This window comes from Paenibacillus antri (assembly GCF_005765165.1).
Lineage (GTDB): Bacteria > Bacillota > Bacilli > Paenibacillales > YIM-B00363 > Paenibacillus_AE > Paenibacillus_AE antri.
The window spans coordinates 1-20,065 of record NZ_VCIW01000030.1; the positions used below are offsets into that span (position 1 = coordinate 1).

Sequence of the window (20,065 nt, forward strand, 5' to 3'; positions counted from 1 at the left end):
GCGGTGAATTGATAAAGAAGACAAAGAAAAAAAGACCGCTGAATGTCTCAGCGGCCAAACTTGAAAAAATTGTATGCGTTTTTCAGTGCTCTTCCGGTTGCGGGGCTCCTCTTTTTTGTGCTCGTTTCCTTCGCTGCATCGGAAGGCGACATCGTCCCAATCCGAGGCCATCGACCGGGCCTCTCGTTCCGAACGAAAAAAGCTGCCGGAGCCGGCAGCTTTTTTCTTCCTCGTTTTCCGGGTAAGGCGAGAGGGCGGCGCGGAACCGTACTCCCGTTCGGGCAAGTCGGCGTTCCGGTGTTTACTCCGTATAAAGTCGGTACAGCGACTGCGTGCCCTTCTCCGCGAAGCCCAAGTCGCTCAGCCGCTCGTACAGCGTCCGCGCGAGTGCCAGTCCGGGCAGCTCGAGCCCCATCTCCTCCGCGCTGTCCAGAGCGATCTTCATGTCCTTGATGAAGTGTTTCACATAGAAGCCCGGCTCGAAGTTGCCCGCGACGATGCGAGGAGCGAGATTGCTGAGCGACCAGCTGCCCGCCGCGCCCGATTCGATGCTCGCCAGCACCGTGCTCGGGTCGAGTCCCGCCCGCTTCGCATACGCGAGCGCCTCGCACACGCCCAGCATGCCGCTCGCGATCGCGATTTGATTGCACATCTTCGTATGCTGCCCCGCGCCCGGCCCGCCTTGCCGTACGACGTTCTTGCCGAGCACGTCGAAGATCGGCCGCATGGCGTCGAACGCCGCTTGCCCGCCGCCGACCATGATCGACAACCGCGCCTCCCGCGCGCCGACGTCGCCGCCGGATACCGGGGCGTCCAGCGCCTCGACGCCGCGTTCGGCGGCGGCGGCGTGAATGCGCCGCGCCAGCGCGGGGCTCGACGTCGTCATATCGATGAGCGTCGCGCCCGGCTTCGCGTTCGCCGCGAGGCCGTCCTCCCCGAGATAGACCGCCTCGACGTCCGAGGGGTAGCCGACCATCGTAATGACGACGTCGCAGGCCGGCGCCAACGCGGCGGGCGACTCATGCCATGCCGCCCCCCGGGCGAGCAGCTCCTCCGCCTTCGATTTCGTTCGGGTGTACACGTGCAGCCGGTGCCCCGCCTCCAGCAGATGCCCGGCCATGCTTCTCCCCATAACGCCGGTTCCGATAAATCCGATATCCATGTCCATGCGCCTCCTATCTCAACGATTCTAGTTGTATATAAATTATAGCCGTTCGTGCTATAATCGCCAAAAAAAGGGTAAGGAGCGTGGATAAGTGAACATCGTCATCGCACCGGATTCGTTCAAAGGCTGTCTGTCGTCGGAGGCCGCCGCGGACGCGATCGAAAGAGGCATACGACGCGTACTCCCGGAGGCGCGCATCGCGAAGGTACCGATCGCCGACGGCGGCGAAGGGACGTTGGACAGCTTGTTGGCGTCCGCTGGCGGGAGACGGGTGCCCGTGCGGGCGAGAGGGCCGCTCGGCGACGAGGTCGAGGCCGAATTCGGCGTCCTCTCGGGAAGCGGCGCCGCCGTCATCGAGATGGCGAAGGCGTCGGGGCTCGGCCTCGTCGAAGATGCGGACCGGCGAAACCCGCTGCTCGCCACGACCTACGGAACCGGGCAGCTCCTTCGAGCGGCGCTCGACGAGGGCTGCCGCGACTTCATTCTGGCGGTCGGCGGCAGCGCCACGAACGACGGCGGCGCCGGCATGCTGCAGGCGCTCGGCCTGCGGCTGCTCGACGCCGACGGCGCGCCGGTCGAGCCCGGCGGCGGGGCGCTAGCGCGCATCGCGGCGATCGACGACGCGGCGTGGGACCCGCGCATCGCCGAGTCGCGGTTCGTGCTCGCCTCGGACGTGTCCAACCCGCTGCTCGGACCGAGCGGCGCGAGCCATGTCTTCGGGCCGCAGAAGGGCGCGACTCCGGAAGACGTCGAGGAACTGGAACGCAACATGGCGTCTTGGGCGGACGTCGTCGAACGGGTTACCGGCGTTCGGCTGCACGACTTGCCCGGCGCCGGAGCGGCGGGCGGCCTCGGCGGGGCGTTCCTGGCTTTCTTCCCGGCGGAGCTGCGCCGCGGCATCGACGTCGTGCTCGAGGTGTCGCCGTTCCGAGACGCGCTCCGCGACGCGGACCTCGTCATTACCGGCGAAGGCCGGATCGACAGCCAGACCGCATCGGGCAAGACGCCGATGGGCGTCGCGCAGGAGGCGCGGAAGGCGGGCGTGCCGACGATCGCGATCGCCGGCTCCGTCGGACCCGGCATCGAGGCGCTGTACCCGCACGGCATCGAAGCGGTGTTCAGCCTCGCGAACGGCCCGATGAGCCTGTCGGAGGCGATGGACCGCGCGGAGCCGCTGCTGGCGCACGCCGCGGAGCAAGTCGTTCGCGCGCTTCGGGTCGGTGCCTCCGGCCGACGGGATGCGTAACGAAGACAAGAAGAAGCCCCGCCGGGGCGCCGCGGATGAACATCCGCGCCGCTTCCCGTGCGGGGCTTCTTGCTTATCGGCCGGCGAATTCGCGCAGCCAAGCGACCGAGCGAGCGACGTCCTCGGTCATCGTGCGAACCGGCCGCGTCTCCGGCGGATGCCACAGCTCCATCGCCAGCCAGCCGCCGTAATTCGCCGCGCGCAAAGCTTCGAGGAATGCCGCGAGGTCGATGTCGCCTTCGAGCAAATCCTCCGTCGGCGTCCGCCCGCGTTGGTTCCGCAGATGGACCGCGTACACGCGCTCCGAATACCGCGTCACCCACTCGATCGGGTCGCAGCCGGCGACGTGCGCCCAGCCCGTGTCCACGCACAGCCCGACGGCCGCGTCGGCGTATTGCGCGACCATTCGCAGGTCGGCCAGCGCCTGCTCCCGCTCCGCGGCGTGATTATGAAGGCTCAGCCGCAGCCCGAGCGCGCCAGCGCGCTCCGCTAATCGGGACAGGTGCTCGCCCTGCCGCTGGAGCAAGCTTTCCGGCCGCGGGAGCGGCGCTTTCCAGCCGCCGTACGGATCGGCGTTCACGATCAGATCGGTGCCGCCCGCCGCGGCGAGACGCTCCGCGAACGGCAGCACCTCCGCCTCCAGCGCGTTGTATTCGCCGTGCAGCGCGACGCCGACGTACGAGGCGGAGACGGCGAGTCCGGCCGCGCGGACGAGCGCCAGCTTCTCCGGCGTCGCGTCCGTCTCGACCGCGTCGAGTCCCGCCTCGGCGCAGGCCGCGTACAGACTCTCCCACGTCGGCTCCTTCCCGTCCGCCTTCCATCGTTCGACCCATCCGTACATATTCGATGAGATGCCCTTCGCTTTCATTCCTACGCCCCCTCGATGTCGATCGTCCGGCGCTCCCCGGTTTCCGCGCAATCGTACAGGCTTCGGATGAACCGATAATGGTCCACCGCGCGGCCGTTGACGTTCGCCAGCGACGGCAGGCCGCGAATATGGTTAAAGAAGTGTACGAGCGGGAGATCCATAACGGTGAACGGTCCGCGCTCTCCCGGATCGACGACTTCTTCGACGACCTTCCCGTCCCGGTCGGTCCGCAGCACCACAGGCTGCCTGGAATCGTAAGGCGTCCAGCGAACGGCGCCCTTGGTGCCTTCGATCTCGCCGATGAACGCTTCTTGGCCGTGCGTGCACGTGCCGCGCTCGTAATGGACCGCGACCGCGCGCACGCCTTCGCGCCGGAACGACAGGAACGCGCCGATATGATGCTCTACGTCGTAGACGACGTCCGTCGGATCGGCGGCCGTCTCCGGCTTCGCCGTCCACGCGGCGGCGATGTCGATCGAGGACGGCGACAAGACGTCCACCAGCGTCGAGATGTCGTAAGGGCCCCAATCCATCGCGATGCCCCCGCCGCTGCGCGCGCGATAGAGAAACCAGCGGCTCTGCGGCTGGTATTCGATGCCGGCGCGGCTGCGCTCCCACTTGTTGACGAACGTCACGTGGTAAATCTCGCCCAAGACGCCCGATTGCACCACGCGCTTGACCGCTTCGTTATGCAGCATGCCCTTGTACCGCACGGCGCAGCAGCCGAGCAAGAGGCCGCGCTCCGCGGCCAGCCGCTCCATCTCCTCCGCCTCTTCGACGTTCATCGCGAGCGGCTTCTCGCACAACGCGTGGCGGCCGGAGTCGAACGCGAGCCGTACGCCGTCCAGATGCAGGAACGGCGGCGTCGCCACGATGACGATATCGTCGTCGCGCGCCGCTTCGGAGGCGAGCATCTTCGCCGCGTCGTCGTACGCCGCAGCCTCCGGATACGCTTCTCGGAACGACGCGAGCGCCGCCGGATTCGGATCGGCGACGCGCAGCTCCGCCGGTTCGGGCAGCTTCGCCGCCGCCGCGGCGTGCGTGCGGGCGATGACGCCGGCACCGATCAAGTAAATACGCATTAGGATCACCTCATGTGGGAATCTTCTTCCGATGACTTCCACTCTACCATCGGCGCCGCCCCGGCGCTCGTCCAAGCCGTCGCGAAACTCGTCATTTTGTACACGGCATCGGCCGACAAGCGTTATAATGAAGTTCAGGTGATTCAAACATGTACGTAGAACAGTTCCGTCTATCGCGCAATTTCGCGTTCTTCCGGGGACGCGGCACGGACGAAGCGCATGAGCTGCATATCCACGACTGCCTCGAGGTCGGCGCCTTGCTCGAAGACGAGCTCGAGTACCGGTTCGGCGGCCGTACGTACGAGGGACGGCCGGGCGACGTATTTCTCTGCCGGCCGTTCGAGCCGCATTGGAGCTTCGCGAAGCCGGGCGGCCGCTTCGAGCAAATCATCGCGCTCTTCACCCCCGCCGCGATTCGATCCTTGCCCGACCGAGGCAGGCTGCTCGCGCCGTTCTACGCCGGCGTCGACGTCCCGCCGGTCATTCCGGGAGACGCGCCGCAAGCGAGGGCGATCGTGAATGCGGCGCGGCGGGCGATGGAGACGCAGGAGCGAGCCGAGCCCGCGTGGGTGACGCGGCAATTCATGTATTTGATCGACATCCTGCTGCAGGTCGACGATTACGCGCTCGCGACCCAGCGGGCGGGCGCCGGGAGCGAACCGCCGAGCCGAGCCGAAGCCGCCGAGTGGGTCGGGCTGCTGTTGGATTGTTACCGAGACCCCGAAGCCGGCGAGAAGCTCATCCAGGGCGCCGGGGTCGGGCGGACGCTGCTATACCGCGAATTTCGGAACATGACCGGCCTCTCCCCGCAAGCGTTCATCAATCGGCTCCGGGTACACACCGCGATGGATTTGCTCCGCTCGACCGACGAACCGATGATCGAGCTCGCCGAATCGAGCGGCTTCCAATCGCTCAGCGCGTTCAACAAGCAGTTCCGCGCGTATGTCGGCTGCGCGCCGCGGGAATACCGCAGCCGCTTCCGGACCTAATCCCGGAGTTGCCTATGACCCTGAGAAGTAAATTACCCGCGGATATGTCGTTTCCCCTCGAGCATGTGATCGATTCCATATAGTTCCATTAGCGTGTGGAGTATCATGGAAACGTGGGATAATCGGCAGCAATCCAGGGGGAACGACTGTGAACCAGACCGCCGCTTCAAAACCGTCCACGATTCTAGCAACGCTCGTCGGAATACTTTCATTGGGGGCCGCGACGGCCGGACTGTCGACCGGCACCCAGGGCACCGTACGTTCCGCGCTCACCGTCTTCGGCGAAACCGTCCCGCTTTACGGCCATGGTTTATACCGCCACGATTCCATTTCGGTCGCGGAGCAAGCCGTGGGACAAGACATCGTTACGTTGGGCGTTGCAATCCCGTTGTTAGGGTTAGCGCTCTTCCTCGCCCGCAGAGGGCGGTTGAAAGGTCAGCTGCTGTTGACCGGCACTTTCGGCTACTTCTTTTATACGTATGCTTCATACGCCTTCCTCGCGATGTACAACGCATTTTTCCTCGTCTATGTCGCCGTCATGTCGCTCAGCTTGTTCGGCTTCGTCCTGTCGTGGTCGTCTGTCGATCTCAAGAAACTTGCCCCGTCGGCGCAGCCGAAATTCCCGGCGAAACGTACGGCAGCGTTCCTATTCTTCGCCGCTGCCGCCGTCGGGCTCATGTGGACGGGACGAATCGCGCCCGGATTATTCAGCGATCCCATGCAGCCGCCTATTGGTCTCGATCATTACACGACGCTGGTGATCCAAGCGTTGGACCTCGGGATCGTCGCGCCGGCCGCCGCCGTAGCCGCCGTTCTGCTCCTTCGGAAGAAAGCAAGCGGTTATTTACTGTCGTCCGTCCTCGTCCTGAAGGAATGTACGATGTTAACCGCAATATCATCGATGCTGGTTCGCATGCGGATGGCGGGCGTAGAAATATCCATCGTCGAGCTGCTGTTATTTCCGGCGATGAATGCGGTAGTCGTCTATTTGCTTATTGCGATGCTTAGAAGCCTGAACGAAATCGATGCCCCGGGGAGGACGCCGACATGAGGAAGGCGATCGTGTATGCGACGCGGTACGGATTTACGGCGGAGGTGGCGGCCGCTTTGCGGGACAGACTGGGGCGCGACACGGAACTGTTCGACTTGGCCGTCGCGGGGGACGTCGACCCGGAGCCTTACGACGTCGTCGTGTTGGGGTCCTCCGTCTACATGGGCCGCGTACAGCGCGCCATGCGAAATTACGTTGAACGGTATCGGACCCGATTGGCCGCCAAGCGGTACGGCCTATATATATGCGCGGCAAACCCGGATCCTCTCGTTAGAGAACAGGAGCTGCGTGCCGCTTATTTTCCGCTGTCCTGCGAAGGGGCGGCGGCGACGGCGGTGCTCGGCCATGCGGTCCGCTTCGAACGACTCGGTCTCGTCGATCGGTTCGTCGCCCGCGCGGTGCTTCCGGAAGGCTCGGTTCGCGAACCGAGCGAGGAGGAACTCGATCGTTTCGCCGAGCGACTGCTCTCCGGCACGCCTTCCTGATCAAGAGACATCAGCCGAGAAAGACCCGCTGCTAAAGAAACGCCGGCGTCGCTCCCGCGACGCCGGCTGCCTGCCATCTATTCTCTCTTCAACAAGTCCAGCCTTAGCGGCGTGAACGCGTCGAGCAGCGCCGACGGCTCCAGCGCCTTCACGCCGTGCTTCGCCCCGCCGGGAATCGTAATCGTGTCTCCCGCCTGCAGCACGGTGACGCGGCCGTCGACGCGAAACTCGATGCGCCCCTTCAAGCAATAGCTCATCTGCTCGTGCGGATGCGAATGCTCGTATCCCTCGGCCCCTTCCTCGAAGTGGACCTCCATCATCATCAGCTGTTCCCCCGGGCCGAAAATTTTGCGTTTCACGCCCGGCTCCGCGTTTTCCCACTCGCCTGTGTTCGCCAATCGTACCGCTCCTCTCGAGGGATGTAATCGCTTTACTCCGTTTTCCATCATACCCGATGAAGAAGCGGCTCGTATACCTTAACGAACACGATATTTCTCGAAGAAGCTCGGAATCACTTCCGTAGAAGCGCCCGGCAGCTGCGGCAGCGCGTAGCGTCCGTCCTTTACTGTGGCGGGCTCGACGAATATGTCGCGGATCCAAGGAATGTACTCGAGCATAATCGCGTTCGGCGTCGCGGCCGCGAGATGCTGGTGAATTTGCCCCATATCGCCGACATGCGGAACGACCGGCAGATCGTACGCCGCCGCCAGGTTCGCCACCTGCATCCATTCGGTCACGCCTCCGACCCGCGTGCAGTCCACCTGCACGTATTCGACCGCTTCCGCTTGAATATAGTCGCGGAACGCGTATTTCGTATACACGTGCTCCCCGAGCGCGATCGGCACGTTCAGCTCCCGCGCCAGCTTGCGGTGCCCGGCGACGTCGTCGGGGTTGAGCGGCTCCTCCAGCCAAAACAGATCGAACTGCTCCAGCTTCTTCCCCCACGTCATCGCCGTGTTAACGTTCCATTGCTGATTGACGTCGATCATCAGAATAATGTCCGGACCGATCGCCTCGCGCACCGCCTTGACGCGTTCGAAGTCCTCCCGCGGATCCGGCTTGCCGACCTTCATCTTCACCCCGGTAAAGCCTTGCTCCACATACGACGTAATATCCTTAAGAAGCCGTTCCTTCGACCAGTTCAGCCATCCGCCGTTCGTGTTGTACGCTTTGATCCCGTCCGACTTGTGCCCGCCGAGATATTGCCATAACGGCTTATTCGACGCCTTCGACATAATGTCCCAGAGGGCGATGTCCACCGCGGCCAACGCCATGTGCGCGATGCCCGCGCGTCCGACCCAGTGCAGCTGCCCGAACCGCATGCCGTCCCACAGCTCCTTAACCATGAACGGGTCCTTCCCGAGCAGGACGGGCGCATAATATCGATCGATCGCGCCGGCGATCAAGTCGTCTCCATAGGCGCACGTCCCCGTGTACCCGTACCCGACGATGCCCTCGTCTGTCGTAATGCGCACGCCCGGCAGTCCCCAATGCGTCGGCGAATTAATGGCGTCGGTTATCGGCGGGGTAAGCGGCACGTGCAGGACGAAGCTTTCGACGTTTACGATTTTCATGGCTGTTACACACTCCTAACTCTCAGATTTTCGTATATCATGTATGATCATTTCGAAAAAGAAACCCTAATACCCCAACGACGCACCGCCGTCCACCGGCAGCGCGACGCCGGTGACGAACCCGGCATCGTCGCAGGCCAAATACAGCGCGGCTCTCGCGATTTCCTCCGGCGTCGCGCAGCGGCCAAGCGGATGCATCTCCTCCAGCGCACGCGACGCCGCGGCCGGATCCGGCTGCCGCTCCACCCAATCCTCCAGCAGCGGCGTCATGACGCCGGCCGGGCAGATGCAGTTGACCCGGACGCCGTCCGCGGCGTAATCGAGCGCGAGCGACTTCGTCAGCGCGATGACCGCCCCTTTGCTGGCCGAGTACACCGGGTTGTTCCGTTGTCCGAGCAATCCGTTCAAGGAGGCCAGGTTGACGATCGAGCCCCGGCGTCTCCGCAGCTCGGAAATGCACGCTTTCGTCGTCAAGAAGACGCTCTTGACGTTACTATCCATCACGCGCTGCCAATCGGCTTCCTCCACGTTCTCGAGCGGCCCCGGGAGGATGACCGACGCGTTGTTCACTACCGCGTCGATGGAGCCGAACGTATCGATCGTCGTTCGCGCAAGCTTCCGCACGTCCGCGTCCAACGAGACGTCCGTTCGAACCGCGATCGCCCGACCGCCTCCCTCGTTAATTTCCCGCGCAACGCGGGCCGCGGCCGCTTCGTTCCGATCCGCGACGACGACGTTCGCGCCGCGGCTTGCGAACAGCGCCGCGATCGCTTCGCCGATGCCGGAGCCGGCGCCGGTCACGATCGCGGTTTTCCCGTCTAAACGCATCCCTCAGCCCTCCCGTTCCTAGTCCTTGGTCTGCAGAAACCTCAAGTTCGTACGCTCCCGCGATCGTTCGATATGTTGCCGCATCGCGTCGGCGGCGCCGGCGGCGTGGCGCGCGGCGAGCCGCTCCACGATGCTCTGATGCTCGCGCCATTCCACGTCCGCATCGTCCATCTCGAGATGGAGCCGGATGAAGCCGAGATACCGTTCGATTCGTTCGATGTAACCCCTAACCGTCACGCGAAGATTCGCGTTGCCGCAATAATCGAGAATCGCGCCGTGCACCGATTCGTTCATCTCCGCCACGAACTTCAGCCGCCCTTCGGCCGCGTCCGGCAAGTCGCCGCGATGCGACGCCATGAAGCGCTCGAGCCGCGCCAACGCTTCGTCCGGAATGCGCGGCGAGGCTTTCTCCGCCGCGAGCGGCTCCAGCGCCAGCCGAATTTCGAACAGCTCGTTCAGGTCCTGTTCGCTCATGCCGTTAACGAACATGCCCTTGAAGGGCACGACGTGCAAATAGCCCTCCGACTGCAGCCGCGACAACGCCTCGCGAATCGGGATGTTGCTCACCTCGAGCGTCCGCGCCAGCTGATCGATGTTGACCTTCTCGCCGGACTTCAGCCGGTTCGAGAGAATGTCTTCTTTAATCATGCGATAAATTTCGTCCGTTAGGTTAACTCTGCTGATTTTCCCGCTCATGCGAATCCGTCCACCGCCTTTCCACATAATATATCATGTATGATCGGCGGCGTACAGCGAAACCAGGCGCTCCGGCATGGCCAGGCGCCTGATTCGGTAACGTACGTTATTTCGCGGAAGCGTCGTACGCTTCTTGCAGAATTTCCAAGTAGCGATCGAGACCGAGATCCTTAAGCCCTTTGACGTACCCGTCCCAGTCCGCGTTCAGATCCTTGCTGCCGGTGACGAACTGCAGCGAGCTTTGCTCGATGTACTTCTTGATATTCGTCTGCAGCATGCTCAGCTCGTCGACTTGTTCCGGGTTAACCCAGACGGACCACATCGGGAACAGCTCCTGCGGCTCGTGGCCTTGGTACAATAAGGTCGCCTGATACAGGCGGCGCTCGTAGTTCGCCGAGTCGTAGATGTCCGTGCCCTGCACCCAGCTGTCGCGGTATTCCTTCGGCATGTAGAAGTGGCCCATGCCGCTCCAGCCCGCGTTGCGAGGCTCTTCGCCTTCCTTGGCCGGAATCGGCTTTACCATCGGCTCGACGTCTTCCCCGAGCGCGGTGTCGCCCGGCGCCGGATCTTCCCAATCGATGCCCTTCATGCCGGACGCCGCGTTCGTTTGCCCTTCAGGCGTGTACATGTAATCGGCCAGCTTGATGAGCGCGATCTGCGCTTCCTTGCTCGCCTTGTTCGTAATGGCGAATTTCGCGCCCGGCGATACGCCGCCGGCGTCATGCGTCGCGAAGGAGCCGTGCGGACCCGTCAGCGGCGGGAGCGGATTATAGTGCGCCGAACGCTCGCCGTCGAGGTTAATGAAGATGGCGGGGTGCATGCCGGCGCCGGCGCCGAGAATTTCCGCGCCCGCGTTTTCGCCGATTTTCTTGAACGCTTCCGCGTTCTGCGTGAACGCGCCCGGGTCGATCAAGCCTTCGTCGTACAGCGACTTCGCGTACGCGAGGCCTTCCTTCCACTCCGGCTTGATCGCGGCGGACTCGACCTTGCCCCCGTTCAAGTTCAAGTAGTTCCGGTCGTCGTTGTACACGAATCCGTTCATGAGGAACGGCAGCACGCGCACCCCGAAGTCTTCCGTCGAACCGCTCAGCGCCACTTCGTCCGCTTGGCCGTTGCCGTTCGGATCCTGCGTCTTGAACGCCGTCAATACGTTCTTGAACTGTTCCGGCGTCGTCGGCATGTCGAGGTTCAGCTTTTCCAGCCAATCCGTATTGATCCACATCTTGTTCGGATACGAGCAGTGGAAGCACTGCGAGTACGCGACGAGACCGTAGATGTTGCCGTCCGGCGCCGTGTTGAACGTCTTCAGCTCCGGATTGGATTCCATCGCCGCCTTGATGTTCGGAGCGTACTGATCGATCAAGTCGTTGAGCGGCACGAGCACGCCTTGTTGACCGTATTTCAGAACGTCCGCTTGGGAAAATTGATCGATGTACGCCGTCAGAATATAAGCGTCCGGATAGTCGCCGCTCGCGAGCGAGATTTGGCGCTTCTCCTTCGCTCCGTCCGACGGGATCGTCTGCCAATCGAACGTAATGCCGAACATCTCCTCGGCATGCTTCGTGAACTTGTTCGTCGCGAGGTCGATGCCTTGCTCCTGCACCGCGAACACACTGATCTCTACCGGTCCCGCGGACGTCTCCGTCGGCGCTTCCGAACCCGTCGGCGGCTCCGCCGCGGGACCCTCCGCCGCGTTCGAGCCGCCGTTCGAGCATGCGGCCAAGACGACGCTCAATGCCATTACGATCGAAAATAACCCGAGTCCAACCTTCTTCACTGGGTAACGCTCCCCTTTCGATTTCGGATTCCATTATACCCCTTTTTTCCCGATCCATCTTCGGCCGGCTACATCGTCCTCACCACCTTGCCGTCGCCGCGCCCCATATTCCGGACCTTATCCCTTCACGGAGCCGACCAGCATGCCTTGCACGAAATACCGCTGCACGAACGGATAGATGAGCAGCACCGGCAGCGTCGCCACGACGATCAAGGAATACTTCAGCAGCTCCGCGAGCTGCGCCCGCTCCACCTGAATGCTCGGGTCCATGACGCCCGCGCTGTTGTTCTGGATAATGATGCTTCGCAGCACGAGCTGGAGCGGATACAGCTTATCCGACTTCAGATAAATGAGGGCGTCGAAATACGCGTTCCACTGGCCGACGGCGTACATGAGCACCAGCACGGCCAAGATCGGCTTCGAGAGCGGCAGCACGACGCTCGTCAAGAAGTGCCAGTCGCTGCAGCCGTCGATCTCGCTCGCTTCGAACAACTCGTTCGGTATCGTCGCTTGGAAGAACGTCCGCGCGATAATGACCTGCCATACCCATATCGCGTTCGGAACGAGGAGCGCCCAGCGCGTGTCGATCAGCCCCAGCTCCCTCACGACGAGATACGTCGGGATGAGACCGCCGCCGAACAGCATCGTGAACGCGATGAACGCCATGAGGCCGTTCCGTCCGAAGAACGTCGTTCGCGACAAGGGATACGCCAGCATGACCGTCAGCGTCACGCTGATCAACGTGCCGGCCGCCGTATAAAACAGCGAATTGCCGTAGCTTCGCATAATTTGCGGCGTGCTCAGCACCGTCTCGAAGCCCCGGAAGGAGATGTCGACGGGCCAAAGCCACACTTGTCCGGACGTCACCGCGGACGGGCTGCTGATCGAGCTGCTGAGAATGTACACGAGCGGATATAGTACGATGACGAGCACGATCGTCAGAATCGTGTAAATGACGGCCATGAACAGCCTGTCGCCCGCCGATTCGCGGATCGCCCGCTTCGTACTCGTCGTTGTTGTCGTCAATTCCATAGGTGTCTGCCCCTTCCTACCAGATGCTGGTGTTCGATATGCGCTTCGCTAATCCGTTCACCAGCGCGAGCAGGACGAGATTGATGACGGAATTGAACAAGCCCACCGCCGTCGCGAAGCTGTAGTTCGCGTTCAGCAGCCCGACGCTGTAGACGTATGTCGCGATGACTTCCGACGTCGCGAGGTTCAGCGAGTTTTGCAGCAAATAAATCTTCTCGAAGCCGACCGACATGACGCTGCCGACGTTCAGAATCAAAATGATCGTAATCGTCGGCAGAATGCCGGGCAGGTCGACGTGGATGATTTTCTGCAGCCGGGACGCGCCGTCCACCTTCGCCGCCTCGTATAACGTCGGATCGATGCCCGCGAGCGCGGCCAAATAAATGACCGCCGCATATCCGGCCGTCTGCCAGACGTCGGACCAGACGTAGATCGATCGGAAGAAGCCCGGCTCCCCGAGGAAATTGATCGATTCCAGCCCCAACTGCTGCAGCGCGATGTTGGCGAACCCGAGCCTCGGCGCGAGGAACAGCATAATGATCGACACCATAACGACGGTGGAGATGAAGTACGGCGCGAACGTAACGAGCTGCACGGCCTTCTTGAAGCGGGCGCTGCGCACTTCGTTCAACATGAGCGCCAGCAAAATCGGGATCGGAAATCCCGCCAGCAACAAATAGAAGCTCAGAAACAGCGTGTTCTTCACGAGCGTCCAAAACATCGGATTGTCGAAGAACAAATTGAAATGCTTCCACCCGACCCACCGGCTGCCCCAGATCCCTTTCATGACGTTGTAATCCTTAAAGGCCAACGCCGCGTTCGCCATCGGGTAATATTTGAAAATCAGAAAATACAGCACCGGCGGCAGCACGAGAATGTACAATTGCCAATGCGTTCGAAAGCTTCTCACGGCTTGCCCCCATAACCCTTGCAGAACGATCCCTCCCAACGAATCACCGATGTAGTAGGCTGACAGCGCTTACTTCTGGCATTGATCATAGTCGATCGCTAGTGCCGTCCGTAAGGTACATTTCCGGTTTTCGACGTACCATAACGCCGATTTTCGGGGTCCATCTCTTCCTAAGAACGGCCAAAGTTCCGATGGGGGAAAAGGAAAGCGCCCCCCGGTTACGGGAGGCGCTGAAATGGGCCGCGATTCGACTGTCAATTTTCTACGGATTGCCGATAGGCGCTCGGGGACACGCCCGTCACGCGCTTGAACGCCCGACGGAACGAATGCGAGCTGTTATATCCGACGAGCGACGCGATCTCGTCGATCGTGTGGGCGCTCTCCTTCAACAGCTCGACCGCCCGGTCCATGCGCACCTGCTCCAGATGATCGGACAAGTTCGTGCCCGTCACCTCCTTGAACAGCTGCGAGATGTATTTCTCCGGCCGCTCGACCCGCTCCGCGATCCGGTACAACGTCAGTTCCGCATCGGAATATCGCTCGCCGACGAACGACTTGATCTGCTCGACGATCTTGACGTGCATGTCGTTCTTCTTGCTGGCGATCGTATGACACATCGTCTCCATGACGGCGTCGACCTCCGCTTGGAACGCATCGAGCGATTCGGTCGATTGCAGCGCGAGGATCCGGGCTTTGACGTCGACCGAGGCCTCGGATTCCTGGAACGTCTTCTGGTCGAGCAGCTTCAGCAGCGTGCCCTTGATTTCTAACGCGAGCTGGTGTTTCATCTCGGGCGACAGCTCGCGGACGTCCTTGTTCTCGCTCACGATCATCCGAACGATACGCTTCGCCTCTTCGAGCTCTCCTGCGCGGATCGTACCGAGGAGACGCAGCTCCACGTCGAGCGGATAATAGTACGTATCGCTTTCGGGCTTCGTCTCGCCGTACCAGACGACGGATTTGTCGTTCGTCCGCGTCGGGTCGACGCGTTCGAGCGCCAGCTTCGCCTGCTCGTACGCGAGGCTGACGTCCGTGATCGACGCGAACGGATTGCCGACCGCGGCGAAGACGGAAATTTTGTACTCGCGGAAGAGCAGCTCGGACAGATGCCGGAACAGCGCATCCGCTTGATCGCGGTCGAACGCGCCTTCGCTTCCTTCTTCGGAAAACAGCATCACGACGGATTTGTCCGCGCCCAACTCGGTGATCGGAACCGGACCGGCCAGATCGAGCATCGCCTGCTTCAGGATGAGACGCGCCGCGCTCAGCTCGTTCAACACCTCGACGTCGTTCATCCCGGAGTAGCCGTTGATCTGCACGATGCCGACGAACCCCGCGTTGCCGCCTAAGCCGGCGCCCGATTGCACCGCCGCGGCGACGATCTCCTCGCGCGACTGGAATTCGCCGGCGATCAGACGCTTGTAGAACGCGTCGCGGACGAGCGGCTGCTGCCGGCGAAGCTCCGATTCGAGCTTACGGTTGTTCGTAATCATCTCGGCGATGTTGCCTTGCAGGAAGTCGAACGCGTTGCGTCCGGTTTTCGCTTCCTGCCCGAAGACGGTGAGCATCCGGTGGATCGGCGCGCTGTTGCGGTAGGCAAGCGCCAATCCGACCAACAGTCCGGCGAACAGGGCGATGCCCGTCACGGTCCACGTAATCGACTTGATTTTGTTCGCGTTCTCGAGCAGCGCCTCCCTCGGGATGCCCGCCTGGTACACCCAGCCGTTCTTCTCGGATCGGATCGTGATGACGAGATCGTCTTCGTAAAATTGGCTGATCCGGCCCGCGTCGAAACGCGAATCCGCCGCCATCGCCGCGACCGCCGACTCTTCGATGCCAGTCAAGCTGACGACGCCGCCTTGCTCGTCGCCGACGCGAACCCAGCCGCCGTACCTGTCGGTGATACCGGACAATAGACTCGCGATCGCGGCTTCGTCGATGACGACGACGACGACCGCGGGCGACGTGTCGTGGAAGCTGTCGAGCGGAAGCGATTGCATGTACGTAATGACGGACGTGCGCTGCGTGCCAGAGACGAATTCCTTCAGCGGGATCAGCTCGCTTCGGTGCGTCGCGTCGAGCACCTGCTCCCGCCATTCCTCGAACGGGAGATCGGCGTAATGATAGATCGCGTAGTAATGCTCCGGTCGGAAGTACGCGGAGCCCGGCGCTAATACGACGTTGTAGTTCTGAAGGTAAATGAAGAAATGCCGCAGGAAATCGTTCGTTTGGCCGACGGCGGTGACGTCGCGCATCATTTTCCAAATGCCGTAGACGTTGACGCTCTCTTGGGTCGCCCTCTCGTTGATCAGCACGGCGAGGTCCTGGTTGATCGCAAGCTGCCTGGTGAGCCCTTCTACCTCCGCCATCCGGCGTTCCAACAATTCTTTGCTTTTCTGCAGCTGCGTAACGCTGTTCTCGATCGACACCGACGTCGTGACGTTGATCGAGGTGCGGTAGGACATGTAGCCGGCGATGCTCGGAATGGCGAGAATGACTAAATAGGAGATAAGAAAATTGCGGAACACCTTCGTATGTCTGAACATGCACTTGCCCCCTCTTCCATTGTAAGCGCTGTCAGTCACTCGAATGGAATACCTCCTATTATAGCAGGATCCGCACACCGCCGAAATATTAAGAGCAACCTCGAGCGTACTAGATTCCGCCGAAGTTGCTCTCGTATGTTGTCGCGCTGCCGGCCTTCGCCGCCGCTTTAAGCTCATATTCGCGCTTAGAAGCGGAATTTTCCGCTTATCTCCCCGCTTTAAGCTCACATTCGCGCTTAGAAGCGGAATTTTCCGTCCATCTCCCCGCTTTAAGCTCGTATTCGCGCTTAGAAGCGGAATTTTCCGCCCATCTCCCCGCTTTAAGCTCGTATTCGCGCTTAGAAGCGGAATTTTCCGCTTATCTCCCCGCTTTAAGCTCACATTTGCGCTTAGAAGCGGAATTTTCCGCCTATGCGCCTGCCCCGTACAACCGACACGGCAGCGGCGCCGCCGGATGCGCTACGCCGGCATCGGCGTCAAGCCAGGCCCGAACCGGTACGTCCCCCCGGGCCGCAGCTCCAGCGGCAGCGTCTTCTCCCCGTACCGCACCGTCGTCCGCCCCGCCGTGCCGGCTCGCAGCGTCGCTTCCGCGAGCGCCCCGCCTTCCCAGACGAGGTCGACCTCGACGTCGCCCCGCGCGCGAAGGCCGGCGACCCGCCCCGACGGCCAACGGCTCGGCAGCGCCGGGAGCAGGTCGAGCTCGCCCGCATGGCTCTGCAGCAGCAGCTCGGCGATCGCCGCCGCGCCCCCGAAGTTGCCGTCGATGACGAAGATGTTCGTCTCCGCCCCGGCGATGCCCGCTTTGGAGAAGGTGAACAAATTATCGAAGCACAGCTTCCCGATTAAATCCGACAGCTGTCGATGCGCCGCGTCGCCGTCGCGCAGACGGGCGAAGCAGGCCGCGAACAGCGCGAGCGTAAACTCGACGTCCTCGAGCTCCGCGCGGCTCATGCGAAGCTCGAGCGTCTTCCGGGCGGCGGCCGCCAATGCCGGCGTGCCGAACGGCGTCACCTGATTGCCGGGGAACAAGCCGTAAAGATGCGACAGATGGCGATGATCCGGCTGCGCCTCGGCGTAATCCTCCAACCATTCCTGCAGCTGCCCTCGCGACCCGACGCGCAGCGGCGGCAGCGCCTGCACCGCTTCCCGCAGCCGTTGGAGCAACGCCGCGTCCACGCCCTGCCGTTCGGACGCCTCGATGCAAAACTCGAACAGCTCCCGCACGAGCATCTGATCCATCGTCGGCCCCATCGACAGCGCATGCGACCGCAACCGGTCGTCCCCGACGTAGAAGCTGTTCTCCGGCGAATTGGAAGGTCCGGTCACGAGCCAGCCGAACTCGGGATGGATCGTCATGGAATCGAGGAAGAACGCCGCCGCTTCCTTCAGCACCGGATACGCCGTTCGGGCGAGGAACGCGTCGTCGCGGCCGAACGCATACCGCTCCATTAGATGCGTCGCGAGCCACAAGCCGCCGGTGACGTTCAGCCCCCAAGACGTCTCCCACCCCGGCGACGCGAAGCCCCACGCGTTCGTGAAGACGTGCGCGACCCAGCCGTCGCTGTCGTAGAAGTGCCGCGCCGCCGTCCGCCCCGACGACGACGCGAGCCGCTCCACGAACCGCATCAGCGGCATATGGCACTCGCCCAGATGCCCGGTCTCGACCGGGTAATAGTTCATCTGCGTGTTGACGTCCAGATGATAGTCGCAGCTCCACTGCATCCGGTTCGCCTCGCCGTCGTTCCAGATGCCTTGCAGGTTCATCGGCAGCGGGGAATCGTCCCGGGAGCCGGAGATCGTCAAGTACCGAGCGTATTGATAGAACAAGACGTACAACGCGGCGTCCTCCGGTTCGCTTCCGATCCGCCGCACCCGCTCGTCGGTCGGCAGCGAGGAGCGGCCGTCCTCGCCGATCGACAGCGTCACTCTCGAAAATAACGTACGATAATCGCGTACATGATCCGCCCTAGCCTGCTCGTAGCCCTTGCCGATCGCCCGCGACAGCGCCGAGTCGCGCGCCCCGCGCCAGTCCTCGCCTTCGGCCGCGCCGTAGTCGGTCGCGACGGCGACGTAGACGACCGCTTCGTCCGCGTCGCTCACGATCAATCCGCCGCCTTCGTCCTCGCGAACGGTGCCGCCGCGAACCGCGAGCCGAACGGCGCCAGCGCTTCGCACCCCGCAGCGGCCGTCGCTGTGCATCGTCTCGAGCGCCTGCGCCTCGAAGCGAATCGTCCCGTCGCCCGCCGAGGCGCCCAAGACGCGGACGTAGTCGTCGCCCTCGATCCGCAGCGCGAACGACACGCCCCCGGGACGGTCGCACGCGAACCGCGCGGCAAGCACGCCGTCGACGTGCGACGCGAACGCCTCGCGCCGGAAGCGCGCGCCGCCGTTCGAGTAGGACGTCGAAACGACGGCGCGCTCGAGATCCAGTTCGCGCTCGAGCCCCTCGCCCGCCGGATCGAACGTTAGCGCCACGCGGCATAACGGCAAGTTCGTGCCGAAGTTGCGCTTCGCCGGCTGCAGCCTTGCGCGAGCCTCCGCCTCTCCGCGTTCGAAGTCGCCCGCGAAGAAATCGTCCTGCATCCGCCGGAGATCCGCCTTCGCATTCGAGGGCGGATCGAGCGGCTCCGGCCGCCCCGACCAGAAGGTCGTCTCCGTCAAGCACCACGTCTCGGCGCCGATCCCTCCGTACACGACCGCCCCCAATCGCCCGTTGCCGATCGGCAGCCCTTGCTGCCAGCCCGACGCCGGGCGGTCGTACCATATGCGTAAGCTGCTTGCCACAGCGCTCCCCCTTTTCACGAATATATAATATATCATGTATGATTTATACGATAGGTTCACTATAGCATCGCTTCCTAAAGCTGTAAAGACGCAGCAGACGTACGCGCTCGCAACGAAATAACCATTTCCTATATCTCCATCCTTTTAATGGATGTATTATACTTCATTGACATGATGTACCAGTTTTGATATGGTGGCGGAGAGAGACATTTCGCTTCCGTACAGCGAAGTGTCTTTCCTTCATTTTGCCGTCGTTTTACATTAAATGGCTATGGAAGGTGATGCTGTGTTTCCCGTCTTTATTCCGCCCCACGCGATATCGATCATCCTCGTAAAGGAGAGAACGACAAATCATGACCCATAGCTTATTATTAGAAGGGCCGCGTCTTCAGTTGTTAAATCAGCTCGTCTATTTCGAGGATCACCGGGCGCGCTTCTTGGACGAGCATTATCCGGAGCAAGGGCAAGCCAGAAGCCTCGTCGAGAAGACGCTGCGCATCTATGCCTCCGTGCTCGAAGACATTCTGGAAGGGGTCACCTTCCCCGACCTGCACGCGATCGCGTTGATCGGCAGCGAGATCGAAATCCGTTACCTGGACGACGGAAGCCGCGAAACCTACGCCCTCGTCCTGCCGCACGCCGCGGATCCGGACATCGGCCGGTTGTCCTTCCTGTCTCCGCTCGGCTTCCAATTGCTAATGGCTCGCAGGGGCGAAACCTATGAGCTGGATCTTCCCGCCGGCGTCGTTCGCGTGCGGATCGAGGGGGTTCGCTTTACCCAAGGAGGTGAAACCGCTTGATTCAAGTGAAAGAATTTCTAGACAGCGAGCATTCGCTCGCGGTAGACGAAGCGAATGCGTTCCTAGCGCAGCTGAAAGAAGAGGATATCGTCGAAGTGAAATACGGCTCGATCATTAAGAAATCCATCAACGGGACGGAAGGGCAGCGAAGCGCTATCCTGATCGTCTATCGGAAACCGAACTGAGGCCGAGATCGACGGCCCCCGACGCGAAAGAGAGCCCCGGAGGGCTC

The 20,065-nt window shown here is 62.1% G+C and carries 18 protein-coding genes; 6 read left to right on the forward strand and 12 right to left on the reverse strand.

The window, feature by feature from the left end:
- Window positions 1–301: 301 nt before the first annotated feature.
- Window positions 302–1,162: an NAD(P)-dependent oxidoreductase gene (locus FE782_RS29030; RefSeq protein WP_202914633.1), complete on the reverse strand. Its 861-nt coding sequence runs from the start codon at window positions 1,160–1,162 to the stop codon at window positions 302–304.
- Between the two features lie 94 nt (window positions 1,163–1,256).
- Here FE782_RS29030 and FE782_RS29035 point away from each other — a divergent pair, with 94 nt between their 5' ends.
- Window positions 1,257–2,411, forward strand: coding sequence for a glycerate kinase (locus FE782_RS29035; RefSeq protein WP_138197858.1), 1,155 nt, complete (start codon window positions 1,257–1,259; stop codon window positions 2,409–2,411).
- Window positions 2,412–2,484: 73 nt separating this feature from the next.
- Here FE782_RS29035 and FE782_RS29040 read toward each other — a convergent pair whose 3' ends face one another.
- On the reverse strand, window positions 2,485–3,279 hold the full coding sequence (locus FE782_RS29040; protein WP_138197859.1) for a sugar phosphate isomerase/epimerase family protein: 795 nt from the start codon (window positions 3,277–3,279) through the stop codon (window positions 2,485–2,487).
- Between the two features lie 2 nt (window positions 3,280–3,281).
- Window positions 3,282–4,361: a Gfo/Idh/MocA family protein gene (locus FE782_RS29045; protein ID WP_138197860.1), complete on the reverse strand. Its 1,080-nt coding sequence runs from the start codon at window positions 4,359–4,361 to the stop codon at window positions 3,282–3,284.
- A 149-nt stretch (window positions 4,362–4,510) separates the two neighbouring features.
- On the opposite strand from FE782_RS29045, the gene FE782_RS29050 reads away from it, so the two are divergent.
- The 3 genes from FE782_RS29050 to FE782_RS29060 all read left to right on the forward strand — a co-directional run bounded on the left by FE782_RS29050 (window position 4,511) and on the right by FE782_RS29060 (window position 6,886).
- Entirely contained in the window at window positions 4,511–5,350 is an 840-nt protein-coding gene (locus FE782_RS29050; RefSeq protein WP_138197861.1) for a helix-turn-helix transcriptional regulator, read from the forward strand.
- Window positions 5,351–5,498: 148 nt separating this feature from the next.
- Window positions 5,499–6,401 carry a hypothetical protein gene (locus FE782_RS29055; RefSeq protein WP_138197862.1) on the forward strand — a complete coding sequence of 301 codons (903 nt, stop codon included), beginning with the start codon at window positions 5,499–5,501 and terminating at the stop codon, window positions 6,399–6,401.
- Window positions 6,398–6,886 (forward strand): flavodoxin domain-containing protein, encoded by a 489-nt coding sequence (locus FE782_RS29060; RefSeq protein ID WP_138197863.1) that lies wholly within the window; start codon window positions 6,398–6,400, stop codon window positions 6,884–6,886. The genes FE782_RS29055 and FE782_RS29060 overlap by 4 nt, the downstream gene beginning before the upstream one ends.
- A 77-nt stretch (window positions 6,887–6,963) precedes the next feature.
- Here FE782_RS29060 and FE782_RS29065 read toward each other — a convergent pair whose 3' ends face one another.
- The 9 genes from FE782_RS29065 to FE782_RS29105 all read right to left on the reverse strand — a co-directional run bounded on the left by FE782_RS29065 (window position 6,964) and on the right by FE782_RS29105 (window position 19,033).
- The gene (locus FE782_RS29065; protein WP_138197864.1) at window positions 6,964–7,284 is read right to left on the reverse strand and encodes a cupin domain-containing protein; all 321 of its coding nucleotides are present in this window, start codon (window positions 7,282–7,284) and stop codon (window positions 6,964–6,966) included.
- 78 nt (window positions 7,285–7,362) lie between these two features.
- Window positions 7,363–8,460, reverse strand: coding sequence for a mandelate racemase/muconate lactonizing enzyme family protein (locus FE782_RS29070; protein ID WP_138197865.1), 1,098 nt, complete (start codon window positions 8,458–8,460; stop codon window positions 7,363–7,365).
- 66 nt (window positions 8,461–8,526) lie between these two features.
- Window positions 8,527–9,288, reverse strand: a complete 762-nt coding sequence (locus tag FE782_RS29075; RefSeq protein ID WP_138197866.1) for an SDR family NAD(P)-dependent oxidoreductase — start codon at window positions 9,286–9,288, stop codon at window positions 8,527–8,529.
- Window positions 9,289–9,306: 18 nt separating this feature from the next.
- Window positions 9,307–9,984, reverse strand: coding sequence for a GntR family transcriptional regulator (locus FE782_RS29080; protein WP_158299605.1), 678 nt, complete (start codon window positions 9,982–9,984; stop codon window positions 9,307–9,309).
- Window positions 9,985–10,090: 106 nt separating this feature from the next.
- A complete protein-coding gene (locus FE782_RS29085) occupies window positions 10,091–11,761 on the reverse strand; it encodes an extracellular solute-binding protein (protein WP_439116469.1) in 1,671 nt (556 codons plus the stop codon).
- Between the two features lie 117 nt (window positions 11,762–11,878).
- Window positions 11,879–12,793, reverse strand: a complete 915-nt coding sequence (locus FE782_RS29090; RefSeq protein WP_138197868.1) for a carbohydrate ABC transporter permease — start codon at window positions 12,791–12,793, stop codon at window positions 11,879–11,881.
- Window positions 12,794–12,809: 16 nt separating this feature from the next.
- The gene (locus FE782_RS29095) at window positions 12,810–13,742 is read right to left on the reverse strand and encodes an ABC transporter permease (protein ID WP_238392704.1); all 933 of its coding nucleotides are present in this window, start codon (window positions 13,740–13,742) and stop codon (window positions 12,810–12,812) included.
- Between the two features lie 215 nt (window positions 13,743–13,957).
- Complete coding sequence (locus FE782_RS29100; RefSeq protein ID WP_138197869.1) at window positions 13,958–16,249, reverse strand: helix-turn-helix domain-containing protein; 2,292 nt, start codon at window positions 16,247–16,249, stop codon at window positions 13,958–13,960.
- A 459-nt stretch (window positions 16,250–16,708) separates the two neighbouring features.
- Window positions 16,709–19,033 (reverse strand): glycoside hydrolase family 95 protein, encoded by a 2,325-nt coding sequence (locus FE782_RS29105; RefSeq protein ID WP_238392705.1) that lies wholly within the window; start codon window positions 19,031–19,033, stop codon window positions 16,709–16,711.
- Between the two features lie 353 nt (window positions 19,034–19,386).
- On the opposite strand from FE782_RS29105, the gene FE782_RS29110 reads away from it, so the two are divergent.
- Together FE782_RS29110 and FE782_RS29115 are read left to right on the forward strand one after the other, a co-directional pair.
- The gene (locus FE782_RS29110; protein WP_138197870.1) at window positions 19,387–19,833 is read left to right on the forward strand and encodes a GreA/GreB family elongation factor; all 447 of its coding nucleotides are present in this window, start codon (window positions 19,387–19,389) and stop codon (window positions 19,831–19,833) included.
- Between the two features lie 5 nt (window positions 19,834–19,838).
- Complete coding sequence (locus FE782_RS29115; RefSeq protein ID WP_238392708.1) at window positions 19,839–20,018, forward strand: sporulation protein Cse60; 180 nt, start codon at window positions 19,839–19,841, stop codon at window positions 20,016–20,018.
- The last annotated feature ends 47 nt before the right edge of the window (window positions 20,019–20,065 follow it).